General features: G+C 57.5%; 11 protein-coding genes. 6 read left to right on the top strand and 5 right to left on the bottom strand.

Annotated features, from left to right (window positions below):
* Nucleotides 1–5: 5 nt before the first annotated feature.
* Both AB1L30_RS20720 and AB1L30_RS20715 read right to left on the bottom strand, forming a co-directional pair.
* Nucleotides 6–896, bottom strand: a complete 891-nt coding sequence (locus AB1L30_RS20720) for a LysR substrate-binding domain-containing protein (protein ID WP_367015587.1) — start codon at nucleotides 894–896, stop codon at nucleotides 6–8.
* Between the two features lie 192 nt (nucleotides 897–1,088).
* Nucleotides 1,089–3,077, bottom strand: coding sequence for an adenylate/guanylate cyclase domain-containing protein (locus AB1L30_RS20715; protein WP_367015585.1), 1,989 nt, complete (start codon nucleotides 3,075–3,077; stop codon nucleotides 1,089–1,091).
* A gap of 305 nt (nucleotides 3,078–3,382) precedes the next feature.
* Here AB1L30_RS20715 and AB1L30_RS20710 point away from each other — a divergent pair, with 305 nt between their 5' ends.
* From AB1L30_RS20710 to AB1L30_RS20685, 6 genes are all read left to right on the top strand, one after another.
* A complete protein-coding gene (locus AB1L30_RS20710; protein ID WP_367015583.1) occupies nucleotides 3,383–4,606 on the top strand; it encodes a DUF1444 family protein in 1,224 nt (407 codons plus the stop codon).
* 151 nt (nucleotides 4,607–4,757) lie between these two features.
* The gene (locus tag AB1L30_RS20705; protein ID WP_367015581.1) at nucleotides 4,758–5,669 is read left to right on the top strand and encodes a protoglobin domain-containing protein; all 912 of its coding nucleotides are present in this window, start codon (nucleotides 4,758–4,760) and stop codon (nucleotides 5,667–5,669) included.
* The gene (locus AB1L30_RS20700; protein ID WP_345089356.1) at nucleotides 5,666–6,073 is read left to right on the top strand and encodes an STAS domain-containing protein; all 408 of its coding nucleotides are present in this window, start codon (nucleotides 5,666–5,668) and stop codon (nucleotides 6,071–6,073) included. The genes AB1L30_RS20705 and AB1L30_RS20700 overlap by 4 nt, the downstream gene beginning before the upstream one ends.
* Nucleotides 6,070–6,471, top strand: coding sequence for an ATP-binding protein (locus tag AB1L30_RS20695; protein WP_367015579.1), 402 nt, complete (start codon nucleotides 6,070–6,072; stop codon nucleotides 6,469–6,471). The genes AB1L30_RS20700 and AB1L30_RS20695 overlap by 4 nt, the downstream gene beginning before the upstream one ends.
* Nucleotides 6,471–7,061, top strand: coding sequence for a SpoIIE family protein phosphatase (locus tag AB1L30_RS20690; RefSeq protein WP_367015577.1), 591 nt, complete (start codon nucleotides 6,471–6,473; stop codon nucleotides 7,059–7,061). Before AB1L30_RS20695 ends, AB1L30_RS20690 begins: the two co-directional genes overlap by 1 nt.
* Nucleotides 7,058–8,359 carry a SpoIIE family protein phosphatase gene (locus AB1L30_RS20685; RefSeq protein ID WP_367015575.1) on the top strand — a complete coding sequence of 434 codons (1,302 nt, stop codon included), beginning with the start codon at nucleotides 7,058–7,060 and terminating at the stop codon, nucleotides 8,357–8,359. The genes AB1L30_RS20690 and AB1L30_RS20685 overlap by 4 nt, the downstream gene beginning before the upstream one ends.
* Here AB1L30_RS20685 and AB1L30_RS20680 read toward each other — a convergent pair.
* The 3 genes from AB1L30_RS20680 to AB1L30_RS20670 form a co-directional block, all read right to left on the bottom strand.
* Complete coding sequence (locus tag AB1L30_RS20680; RefSeq protein ID WP_367015573.1) at nucleotides 8,352–8,861, bottom strand: class IV adenylate cyclase; 510 nt, start codon at nucleotides 8,859–8,861, stop codon at nucleotides 8,352–8,354. The genes AB1L30_RS20685 and AB1L30_RS20680 overlap by 8 nt on opposite strands.
* 17 nt (nucleotides 8,862–8,878) lie before the next feature.
* Nucleotides 8,879–10,141 (bottom strand): diaminopimelate decarboxylase, encoded by a 1,263-nt coding sequence (lysA, locus tag AB1L30_RS20675; RefSeq protein WP_367015571.1) that lies wholly within the window; start codon nucleotides 10,139–10,141, stop codon nucleotides 8,879–8,881.
* Nucleotides 10,142–10,283: 142 nt separating this feature from the next.
* Nucleotides 10,284–11,972: a hypothetical protein gene (locus AB1L30_RS20670; protein WP_367015569.1), complete on the bottom strand. Its 1,689-nt coding sequence runs from the start codon at nucleotides 11,970–11,972 to the stop codon at nucleotides 10,284–10,286.
* Between the last annotated feature and the right edge of the window lie 382 nt (nucleotides 11,973–12,354).

Genomic DNA, 12,354 nt, shown 5'->3' with positions numbered 1-12,354 from the left:
GCGAGTTATGTCACGAGGGCGGCATCTTCTTGCCGTAAGATCTCGAGTAACCGGCGCTGCGGCGGGGTCGAGGTGCGATGTCGATTCCAGGCCGCGGCGATCGTTCGGAACGGCTGAATCTTGCGAATCGGCCGATAAACACACGATGTATCGTCAGGATCGATCGCCATTTCGGGCAGCAGTGAGATCCCCACCCCCAGGCGAATCATCTCCTGGATCGTCGAGATCTGGGCACTTTCGCAGACAACATGCGGCTGAAACTCTTGCTGCCGGCAGAATCCCAGGATCTGCTCTCCGAGGCAATGGATCTCGTGCAGCAGCACAAACGGTTCCTGGCGAACCTGGCTGAACGAGACCGCCGGCTTGTCTGCTAGCGGATGGTCTGGGGGCATCGCGACCATCAGCGGTTCGCGGAAGAGGGGCTCGACTTGCAGCCGGGCATCTTCGATCGGCAGGGCCAGGATCGCCACGTCCAGCGTCCCTTTCAGCAGGCGATCGAGAAGATGGTCGGTGTAGTCCTCGACCAGCGTCAGCGCGACCTTCGGCATCTCTTGGCGGAAGTGCTGCACGATGGTCGGAAGCTTGAAAGGAGCGATCGTTGGCAACGCCCCGACCCGCAAGCTGACCACTTCCGGCCCCTCAGGCTGCTTGAACCAACCTTCGGCGGCGTCGACTTCTTTCAAGATGCGACGTGCCCGGGGGAGTAGTTCTTTGCCGGAATCGGTCAGAACGACCGTGCGTCCCAAGCGATCCAACAGCCGCGTATCGAGCTCGCGCTCGAGCTTGGCGATCTGCTGGCTCAAGGAAGGCTGCGTGACGTGGCACTGCTCGGCGGCTCGGGTAAAGTTCTCGAGCTCGGCGACCGCCACGAAGTAGCGTAGCTGATGAATTTCCATAGGTAGCACTTATCGTCCAGATAGGAATAACGTATTTCCGTTATAACTCGGCGATGGCTATTCTGGAAGCGAGAGCGAAAAGCTTTCTTCACTGGAAAGACGCGACGGTCGGTAATGTCGATGTGTGGGAACGGTGACTTTGCGTCGGCCGTCGCGTTTTTCTGTTTCTTTTGAATTCCCAGCGGACCGAAGCTATTTGCGGTCGAGCATCCAGACGGGATGGTCCGAGGCGACTTGCCGTGGATTCTGCAGCAAGGTCAGGGCTCGATCTCGCAGGCACTTCGTCGGCCCGTCGAAATGGAATTCCTTCTCACGCGTGATCAAATCGAGCGTGTTGAGTGCTTCCAGGAAGTTTTGCTGGGTGAACTGCTGATAGGCAGCTTCGTACAGCGATTGAAGCTGAGGCCAGTTGGAAGAAGGATTCGCGGCGATCTCGTGCACGCGGACCGGCTTGGGAATGTTGATTGCCCGGATCGAGCCCAAGTAACGCGAAGGCAACTCGTACATCAACGCGACGCGGGTCGCTTCGGTAATCAGAATGGTCGGCGGAGTGAACTTGGCCGGAGTGTCGTCGTCGATTGGCTTGGGGCTGAACTGCTTGGTGGCACCTTGCACGCGACTGGCGATATTCACCGTCGGTCCCAGCGGGCCCCACATATATTTGAAGTCGGTTCCCTTCCGGCCCACCACGCAGTCGCCGGTGTTGATCCCGATGGTCAGCCCGAACGGCAACATCTCGGCCGGAATCCGATCGGCCCAGCTTTCGTTCAAGGCTTCGAGTTTGCCGACCATTTGGACGGCTGCCTGGCAGGCAAGATCGGCGTGGTTGCGTTGCTCGTCCGGGGCACCCCACATGGCAACGAGCTCGTCGCCGACGTACTCCAGCAGGACGCCATCGTTGCGGATCACACATTCCGAGAGCTCGCCCAGAACTTCGCGCAGCCACTTCATCGTCTGCAACGCGCCGAGCTCGGCACTGATGGCACTGAATCCGCGGATATCGCAGAACAAGACCGAGATGTTCTCTTCCCGAGTTTCGAGCAGCGCCGGGTCGTTCAAAATTCGATCGGCGATTCCCGGCGGAAAGAACTGGGCCAGGCAAATCTGTTGCTTGGCAACCTCGCGTTCCTTTCGCAGACGTTCGAGCCCGACTGCCAAACAATCGCGGATCACTTCAACGAACTTCACTTCGCAGTCGACCAGCATCTGATCGCTGATCGGCTGGCGTTTCTTCGAGGCGTACAACGCTCCGACAACGCTGTCGCGCGACAGGACCGGGGTGACGACCACGCGATGGTCGTCGGTGTGTTCTTCCAGACTGGTTGGCGTCGACCAGGTCTGGCGATTGTTCCAGATGAAGTCGAGCGCCTTGCTGTCGAAGCGTGGTGTCTCTTCCGCTTCCTGATGGGGTGCTGGCCAGGTCACTTCGCACTGCCACTGGTTGGCCATCTGATCGAGCCCCAGGTACGAGCACGAATCGAAGTTGCCAAGCTTGCAAACATTCTCGGCGGCCGAACTGTAGAAGTCGGGCGAGTTGGCCGCTTTCTCCAGCACGGCGCTCACGGCACTCAAAATCCGCTGGACATCGTCGCTCGATGGACTGTCGGGCGTCGGTGCGCCTTCGCTGGCCCGGGTTTGACTCAGCATCCGGGTGACGTCGGCGACGCTTTGCGAAAGCATCCCTTGAGGTGGCTCGTTGAATTCGGCCTCGGGGTTCGAGCGACTGGTGCTCAACTGCAGGGCGATGTTCGACCCCACCATCAAGCGAATCGGTTGCTGAGTCAGGTTCTGGGTGACGAACGTCTTGACCTGCTTATGGGCGATCCGCCCTTCCGTGGCGGGCGAGACCGGAACCTCGTGGTTGCCGACGTTCCCCACGCGGAGGTAAGCACCGCCGCGGTCTGGAGCGATTTCCAGCAGCTGTCGCGAGACCTCGCGCTGGTGATAGGAAGTGATGATCAGTTTGCGGCGGTCGGTGAAGCTGATCGTACGAAAGGGGCCCGGTTCCCCTTTGGCGACATCCTGGCGACCAATCACGAAGCGATCACGAACCTTGATCTCGTGGACTTCTTTGCCAAGCCGGTCGTCGAAGATCGGTTGGCGCTGCCCATGCACGTAGATGCTTAACAGAATCTCGGGAGGGTTCTGCGAGTCATTGGATCTGGGATGAGAATCGTGCATAAGAGGCTGACAGAGCTAGGCAAAGTGTCAAACGAAGAATCCGCCGTGAAGATTCGTTGGCCTTGGTCCCTTGCGGGATTGCCCCATACAGACGATATCGACAAAAAACTGGGCCCGAGTTCGTCAAGAATACCTGAAAGGTGGACAATATAGCAACGTCCGGAGCGGTTATGTTGCTACGGAAAACCTCAATCGGAAGGGAAGTTCTCAGAGCGAATTCAATTGGTTCTGCCGTTGCCAGGCGATAGAATAGACGGCGGATCTCCATCGCACCGCATCGAACCAACTCTCTCGCGGTATGTGTTATGGACTTACTTAAGTACATCTTCGGGCCATCCAAACGCGATCAATTCGCCCAGCGTCTTCTCCAAAGGGTGAAGGAGGCTGGGGAGCAGCGAGAGATCCGATACGAGCCAGACGCTTACCAGTTCTGCTTTTACGACCAGGGCGAACTCGCAGGCGTGGCCAATCTCGGCAACATTTTTAGCGAATACAGCCGCCTGCCAGCCGATCGTCGCGACGACTACATCGGTCAGATCACACGGGCCATTTTATCGCATCACAAGTCGATACCCGATGCGTTCGAGGATGCCGAACCCGATATCCTGCCAATGGTTCGCAGCCGGGCCTACCTCGAAATTACCTCGCTGGAATACCGACTTGCCGGCAAGGAAAATCTGGGCGTTTCGTATGTTCCGATCGGAAGTCACTTATTGGCGATGCCGATATTCGACCTGCCCGAAGCCATGCGTAGTATCGACGTCGATCGAATGCAGCAGTGGAATCGATCGCTCTACGAACTGATGGAAGTCGCGCTCGACAACCTTGGCGGAATGGGGGCCACGGTCACGAAGCTTGATGACCGGGTCTTTCTGTTTCGCAACCAAGATCATTACGACGCTTCGCGGATGCTGTTACACGATCGGATCCGCCAGTTGGAAGTACGTGGCTTGCCGGTGGCCATGGCACCGACGCGCGACTGCCTGATTGTGACCGGCGATGAAGATGAAGTCGGTCTGACCTTGATGAGCGAGTTGGCCTGGCAGAAGAAGGACGACCCGCGACCTTTAAGTATGACGCCATGCCGTCTGACTTCGGACGGATGGGAGACATGGCTCCCACCGGAAAACCATCCGCAGCATGAAGCCTTGCTGGAATTGCATCTGCATGGACTCGCGCACGAGTATCGCGATCAACGAGAGGCGATTGAGTTGGGATTTTCCCAATCGGGGCAAGAAGGTTTTGTAGCGAATTATTACCTGATTCGCGATTTGAAGACCCGTCAGTTGCAATCGTATTGCGTGTGGCCTGAGTGCGATCACGCACTTCTGCCGCAAACCGACGTGGTGGTTTTTATGGATTCGACGCACATGAAACCGTTGGCCAGTGGTACCTGGGAAACGGTGCGATCGGTGCTCGGTTCTCAGTTGGAAGACCTGGAAACATACCCGGCACGCTACCGGGCCCTCGGTTTTCCGCAAGCGGACGAGTTGAGGCAAATCGGTTCTATTCCTCGTTTTCACCAGTGATTTAGCGGAAAACCCGCTTCCGATTGCGCTTTGGATTTTCGGCGTTATGCCGATTCGCGTACTAGGCTTTAACTGCCTTTCGCGCCCGGCTCGGATAGGTCGTCTCCTCTGAATCTCTGACCGAAAAGCCATCAACCTGATAGCCTGATCCATGAATGCGCACTGTGATCTCGGGAACTTGTCGGCTGAAGAACTTCGCGAACTGTATCACGTTACCGCGGAGGACATCGAACTCATCCTCGAATACGCCAAGATCGTAATGCCTCGGATGGATGACTTCATCCGCGAGTTTTACGACTGGCTGAAAACGCAACCCGACTACGAGATGTACTTCTCGGACCCGGCGACGTTGCAGCGGGTGAAGATGCTTCAGGTCCGCTATTGGCAAGATTTCTTCTCAGCAGAAATCACCGATGTCTATGTTCAAAAACGTAAATCGGTCGGCGCGAATCATGCCCGTATCGGTTTGCCATTGCCGGTCTACGTGTCGGGCATGTACCGCTCGCTACGAATCTGGACCGATGTTCTGTACGACCGCAGCCTGGCGGGCGATCGTTATGCCAAGGCCATCAAAGCCGTGACCAAGCTGATCATGCTCGACACGGCGATTGTGGTCGATACCTTCATGCGGCAGACCAACTGCATCATCGCCGAGCAGCACGACTCGTTGATGCAAATGTCGACGCCGGTGACCGAAGTGTGGAACGATGTGCTGATGTTGCCGATCGTGGGGATCATCGATTCCAAACGAGCCCAGGACATCATGACGGCCGTGCTGCACAAGATTGCCGACACCCACTCACGAACGCTCATCCTCGATATCAGCGGGGTGGCAGTCGTCGATACGGCAGTCGCCAATCACTTGATCAAAATCACCAAGGCGACACGGCTGATGGGATGCACGTGCACCATCAGCGGCGTGTCGCCAGCGATCGCGCAGACGATTGTCGAACTTGGTATCAACGTCGGCGACATCCGCACGACGGCGACGTTGAAAGACGCGCTGCGTGGCACTTTTGAAGCGATGAAACTTGTCTTGCGGGAAGATGGGACACGCACATGAACCATGACTCCGCGCATGTTCCGCGGATTCCAATGCAACTCACGGGCGGCTGCCTGGTGGCTTCGATCCAGATCGACTTGAACGATTCGGTTCTGTTTCGTTTCAAACGCGACCTACTCGAAAAGATCCAACAGACACAAACCCGCGTGGTGCTGTTGGACGTATCGGGCGTCGACGTGATCGATTGCGTCGAGTTCGAATCGATTCGCGAGATTATGCGGATGTCGCGATTGATGGGCGCGCGTTCGATGCTGGTCGGGGTGAAGCCTGAGATCGCTTGTTCGTTGATGGACTACGATCTCGACTTCAGCGGATTGGAAACCGCGTTGACGTTGGATCAGGCATTCGACCTGCTTCAACCGCAGATGGGTAGCCAAGGGAGGTGCGACGGGGCAATCGGATGAACCTGCCGGAACTGAGGATCTGGGTAAGTACCGAGGCCAGCCTGGCCCGGTCCATCATGGCAACTCGCAAGATGGCCCAGTCCGTTGGCATGCAGGGAACTCAGGTCGCACTCGTCGCGACGGCAGTATCCGAGTTGGCACGCAACATCCTGAAGTATGCCGACCACGGAGAGATCATCCTCCGGCAGATCACGCGGGGAACAAAACAAGGGATCGAAGTGGTTGCCTGGGACCATGGGCCCGGGATCGAATCGATCGAGGCAGCCATGCAAGATCATCACAGCACCGGTGGCACGCTGGGCCTGGGTTTGCCAGGCGTCAAGCGATTGATGGACGAGTTCGCGATTCAATCGAACGTGGGCGAAGGGTCCAGGATAACGGTGAGGAAATGGAAGTGATGACAACCACCCAACTGCAAACCGGTCGCTTTGTTCGGAACGCGGTCGGTCATTGTGTCGGTGGTGACCTGGCGATTGTCGAGACCGAACCAGAGTTTGTCTTTCTGGCTTTAGTCGACGTGCTGGGGCACGGCCCGCAAGCGTATTCCACCGCGATCGAAATCGAAGAAGCGATTCGTGGCTGGACTCCGAAATGGGACCTGCTGTCGCTGATGCGATACTTGCAAGAGCATCAAGCGAAAGGGCGCGGCGCCGTCGTCGGGCTGGTGACGATCGAGCCTTCCACGGGCGACGTTCGTTACGTTGGGATCGGCAACACCGTCTGTCGTACGCTCGGTTGCCATCCGCGGCATATGCTGACCCGCGAAGGGGTGGTTGGACAGACCATGCGCACTCCTTCCCTCGAAACGCTAACGCTGCGGGAAGGGGAATTGCTGTTACTGCACAGCGATGGCGTGTCAGGTCGATTTGAACTCGATCAGTGCCCCCAACTTCGATGCGATACCAGTCAACGAGCAGCCCAGAGAGTCGTTGAAACGTTCGGTCAGCCGCACGACGACGCCTCTTGCATCGTGGCGAGGTTCCAATGAAAACCCAACTCGGAGATATCCGCCTGTTCGACGAGTCGGCGATTGTCGAAGTGCGTCGCAAGATTCTGGGACTCGGTGCGGCATTCGGATTTAGTTCCGCCATGGCAACGCGCATGGCGACGTCGTTGTCCGATCTTGTCCGGCAATTGCTCACGCACCCGGTGCCAGGCTGCTTATTCGTGCATGTCGAAGAAGCCCACGCCGAACTGGTGCTAGGATTGCAGTTCTTGACGTCGAAGCATACGCGCCTCTCGACCGCACTGTACGAGATCTTCGATGAAGTGCATCAGTACGCCAGTGGTGAGGAAGCGCAAGAGATTGTCTTTCGTAAGCAGGTGACCAATTTCAGCGGTTCGTTATCGAGCCAATTTCTCGACCGCCAGCGGGAAGCAATCAACATGCGATCGCGGGCCGCGCTACTGGAAGAGCTTCGGGAGAAGAACCAGCAGCTCGAACGTTACAACGCTCACCTCGAAGAGCTTGTTCGCGAACGTACCCAAGAGCTGGAACGCACCAACGAGCGAATGCAACGCGACCTCGACGCGGGTGCTGACTATGTGGCAAGGTTGATCCCGGAGCCAGCGTCAGGGCCGATCGCGATCGACTGGCGTTACGTTCCGTCGGAAGACCTCGGCGGGGATGCGATGGGTTATCACTGGATCGACGACGATCACATGGCGATCTATCTGCTCGACGTGACCGGTCACGGAATCGATTCCGCTTTGCTCGCGGTCAGTATCGTGAACGTGGTTCGGGGTGCTTCGCTACCGGGCGCCGACTTCCGCAACCCAAGCGAAGTGCTGCAGGGCTTGAACGAATCGTTCACGATGGACCGGCACGGCAACAAACTGTTCACCATGTGGTATGGTGTCTTCCATCGACCGACGCAAACCTTGCGTTGGGGCGGCGGTGGTCATCCGTCGGTGCTGCTCTACGAAAGCGATTCGTGCAAACCGATTCGCCTGGCTTCGGATGGGCCGCTGATGGGGATGATCGATTGGCCTCATTTCGAGACCCACTGCATCGAGGTCCCCTCCCCTTCCCGGCTGTTTTTATTCAGTGATGGCGTGTTCGAGATCCATAAGAAAGATGGCAAGGAATGGACGTTCGACGAGTTCGTGACCTTCATGAACCAGCCTGTCGAACCAGGTCGCTCGAAAATGGATGAGCTTTATCGTTACGTGCGGCATCTGACCGGCAGCAACAAACTTGCCGATGACTTCTCGATCCTGGAGGTCCGCTTCGATTTGCCGAAGGTGATGGCCAACGCCGGCGACGATGTTCGCTGGACTACTTGAGCAAGTGGTCGAGATACGCCCCGATCACCAAGTCGTCTTCTTGGATGCCAAGTCGCTGCATCAGGTCGTTTGCGATGACGGACCCTTCTTCCTCGGTCTGATCGTCGTTGAGCACGACTTCCAGTTCCAGATAGCTTCCGAGGCTCTCGACTTCGTCCAGATGAATTCGCGACTGACCGACCAGGTACAACGTTCGCTCTTTCACGACGGTACCCAGCGGGGTAAGAATGTCGCCGAGCAGTGCCGTGAGGTCCTCGGGATGAATGACCGGCACGCGGCGATAGCTCGACGTCTTCGGGCCAGCCGAGTCAGATCGATGGTACGAGATCAACTCGGCATGTTCGCCATTGATTTGCCGCAGTTTCAATCGCCCGTCTGGCACGCGAAAGAAGTGGTCGACTTGATGCAACGTGATCGGACCGGAGTCGATCAGCGGTATCAGTCGGTCTTCCACTTCCGCGCGATTGGCGAGACGAGCCTTGATTTCGATGTTCCGCGGCACGGTGGTCTCCGTGAGAGTTAGACCATTTCGTCAGCGATGTAGCTCTCGAACGTTTGACGACGACGGATCGTTCGGGCTTCGCCGTTTTCGATCAGCACTTCGGCTGCCATTGGCTTCGAGTTGTAGTTCGAGCTCATGCAGTAACCGTAGGCACCGGCACACTCGATCACCAGCAAGTCACCAACGGTGGCGGGTGGAAGCTTCCGAGCACTGACGAAGCCACCTTCTTCCTGCGTGAAGATGTCGCCCGATTCGCAGAGCGGACCACCGACGATCACGTCATGCTCGGCTCCGATCTGCTGACCATCCAGGCGAGCGACCGAAATCGGATGATAGGCACCGTACATGATCGGACGAGCCAGGTTATTGAAGCCAGCATCGGCGACGTAAAAGAGGTTGTCCCCCATTTGCTTGACGGCACGGATCTCAGTGATCAGGTAGCCTGATTCAGCCGACAGGTAACGACCTGGTTCGATTTCGAGCGAGATCTTGTGATCAAACGCCTTCTCAAGGTTCTTACGCGTGGCGTCCCATAGTTCGAAGTACTTGTCGAGATCGACATACGACTGCGAGCTGTTGTAAGGAACCGGCAGGCCACCGCCAGCGCTGATGGTCTTGATGCTGCGGCCCACTTCCAGAGCGGCCTTTTCCATCGAATCGCAAACTTGCGACAAGTGCTCCAGGTCGGTGCCGCTACCGATGTGCATGTGCAGACCGGTGATCTGCAAACCGTTGGCGTCGGCCAGCAGCAAGCAGTCGTTCAGCTGTTCGTGCCAGATACCATGCTTCGACTGCTGACCGCCGGTGTTGGTCTTTTGGCTGTGACCATGACCGAAGCCAGGATTGATTCGGAGGGTGATCTCGCGACCGGGAGCCATTTCGCCGAGTTGGCGAATCATGTCAGGCGAGCCGCAGTTGACATGCAGGCCATGCTCGATGCACAGCTCGAGGGCTTCGCGATCGAAGATGTCGGCGGTGTAGACGATTGGGGCTGGTTCGCCATGGGTCCCGTAACCAGCGGCCAGGGCTCGGCGAATTTCCCAGGCGCTCACGGCGTCGACCATCACGTTGTTCTCGCGAACCAGTTTCAGGATCGCCAAGTTCGAGCAGGCCTTCTGGGCGTAACGCACCACGTCGAACGAAGCCAGGTCCTTCACGCGCTCGACAATTTTAGCGGCGTCGTAGACATAGGTCGGGGTGCCGAACTGCTGGGCCAACTGCTTGACGGAAACTCCGGCGATTTCCTGGCGCGACGTCGAGAACGTGGGGACTTGTGGCATGTCGTTTACCAAACCGTGAAAGAGGGCATGAGATCAGCACTTTATTGTAGTGAGACACACGTTTTCGCCCACCCGGCGCAAAAAAAGAGACCTTTCCAGGAAAGGTCTCTTTCAGGTTGATTTAACGGCTGATCCGTCGACCTTAGAAGGCCGGGGCGTCGTCTTCGAAGTCACCACCGGCTGGGCCAGCAGCGTTGGCAGCGGCAACGCCAGCACCAATCGCCTTGATCAGGCCTTCCTGCATCATGATCCGGATGCGGACGACGCGATCGGTGATGTCACCCGAGACGATGAACTTATCGTTGCCACCCGAGAGGGCTTCGATTGCTTCGTCGACGCCTGGCATAGGCCGTGGGCTGTTTTCCTTGGTCATCTTCAAGATCGGCAGAGCGGCAAGGTGCATGGCGAAGATCGACGACTTGGCATCGGTTGCGGCCATCGAATCATCGATGCCCTTCTTGATGCGAGCCATGGCATCGTAGCCACCGACGATGTAAACACTCTTTTCGCCAACACCCAGAACGACTTCTGGAGAGTCGCCGAGGATCTTCTTGGCTTCTGGTGGAGCGTCGTCCATCGGAACCTTCAGCACGTGCAGACGAACGGTCTGGTGCGTGCCGGCGTTCCATTCAACCGGTGGCAGGCCATCTTCGGCAGCCAACTTGACCAGTTCCTTAAAGCCGTCTTCCACACGCTGGCCATCGGCAACGTGAGCGGCAGCCAGGAAGACACCCTTGCCGTCGGCCAGATCGACCGACATCACGCCGTCGATGCGACCTGTTTTGGCGGTTTCGATCAGGGTATCGATCGCGAGATCGATCACCTTCTTGGCCGATTCCAAATCTTCGCCATCCAGTTCGCCATCGGCAACCAATTGGCGGACAGCCTGATCTCGCAGATCGTTCATCTGCTTACCAACACGCTGCATGTCAGCGTCGGTCAGCTTTTCGGTGACCTGGAAGCTGAAAGCGGAAGCGGGATTGGTGAACCCGGCGAACTCGGTGGCGAGGTCGCTGTTCAGAGCGAGCGACTTGGCGAATTCGCTGCCTTCACCGGCGGTGTAGGCGATGTCGAAGTAAGTACCCTGCTGGGTCGCGTCGACGTTCCAACCAACGGTGATGTCTTCCAGTTCGGTGAAGATGCGATCGATGTCGGCCAACTGGTTGTTCAGCTGCTCTTTGCGAGCGGCGAACTCTTCGTCGGTTTCATCTGGTTCCTGCTGCAGCGACAGTTCGATACCGGTCTTCAGCTGTTCGATGAAAACGGTGCGGTACAGTTCAGGAATGTTGCCCGGGAAAACCTTCAGAGCCAAATCGTAATCGGCTGGCAAGGTCATCAGCAGTGCGGTTGGGTCCGCCAGCGGATTGGCCAGCTTTTCCTGATCCATCGCAACTACGGCCCACTGACCGATCTGCTTGACGAAGACTGGCATCTGGCCAGGGGTGAACATCTTAACCCCTTCACCAACATCGGTTGGTGGACCGATTTGTTCGGTTCCGGTGGCAACCAGCTTGTCGAAGTCTTCGACAGGCAGGTAAGCGGTCGGGGCGAAGTCTTGACCGTTGGTCATCACCACCACGGCGATCGGTCGAGCCTTGTCGATTCCGCCCGTGAAGGGAGCGGCCATGAAGGCTGCCATTCGACCGGCATCGGTCTGCTGAGCAGCGTCGGCCAGGTACTGAACGTCGCCAAGAATCTTCTTCAGTGGAGCGACCGATACGACCGCTACGGGCTTCGATTCGGCGTCCTGGGCATGAAGGGCGACCATCGGCATGGCGGCAAGCAACAAGCCTGCGACAGCCATGCGACAACGTTGGATCAATTTGCTCACTGCATCCGTCTCCTGAGAGGGGTTGATTAATCAGAGTGGCCTTCCCCCATCAAAAGCGCGGGAAGGGAAGTCGGCTGGTAGCCCAACCTTCGGGGGAATCTGTCCAAATGTACCGCAGACCGAGCGGCCGTTAAAGCCAAGGAGCCGAGGCCCAAAGAAGTTCGGCGCGTACATTTCCAGCAAGCTTACCACCGTTTTTCCGCGGAAGTTTCAACGGTGGGGAAAGAATCTTGGCGCAACGGAAAGCTGCGTCGCCGGAAATGGCTGGATGAACCCTCTGCCGTGGTAAGGCAGGCAACTTTTCCCCAGAAAACCAAGGGCGCTGCCGGAACAGACCCAGCCCTCGGACAGGATTCGAGGGGGAATCAAGCGAGAGTACAGA

It is taken from the genome of Bremerella sp. JC817 (genome assembly GCF_040718835.1).
GTDB lineage: Bacteria > Planctomycetota > Planctomycetia > Pirellulales > Pirellulaceae > Bremerella.
This window is presented reverse-complemented; position numbering and strand designations above follow the sequence as displayed.

Bases quoted from the DNA above. Each gene is read 5' to 3' on its own strand.
- AB1L30_RS20720 (WP_367015587.1), bottom strand. From the start codon at position 896: ATGGAAATTCATCAGCTACGCTACTTCGTGGCGGTCGCCGAGCTCGAG.
- AB1L30_RS20715 (WP_367015585.1), bottom strand. From the start codon at position 3,077: ATGCACGATTCTCATCCCAGATCCAATGACTCGCAGAACCCTCCCGAG.
- AB1L30_RS20710 (WP_367015583.1), top strand. From the start codon at position 3,383: ATGGACTTACTTAAGTACATCTTCGGGCCATCCAAACGCGATCAATTC.
- AB1L30_RS20705 (WP_367015581.1), top strand. From the start codon at position 4,758: ATGAATGCGCACTGTGATCTCGGGAACTTGTCGGCTGAAGAACTTCGC.
- AB1L30_RS20700 (WP_345089356.1), top strand. From the start codon at position 5,666: ATGAACCATGACTCCGCGCATGTTCCGCGGATTCCAATGCAACTCACG.
- AB1L30_RS20695 (WP_367015579.1), top strand. From the start codon at position 6,070: ATGAACCTGCCGGAACTGAGGATCTGGGTAAGTACCGAGGCCAGCCTG.
- AB1L30_RS20690 (WP_367015577.1), top strand. From the start codon at position 6,471: ATGACAACCACCCAACTGCAAACCGGTCGCTTTGTTCGGAACGCGGTC.
- AB1L30_RS20685 (WP_367015575.1), top strand. From the start codon at position 7,058: ATGAAAACCCAACTCGGAGATATCCGCCTGTTCGACGAGTCGGCGATT.
- lysA (WP_367015571.1), bottom strand. From the start codon at position 10,141: ATGCCACAAGTCCCCACGTTCTCGACGTCGCGCCAGGAAATCGCCGGA.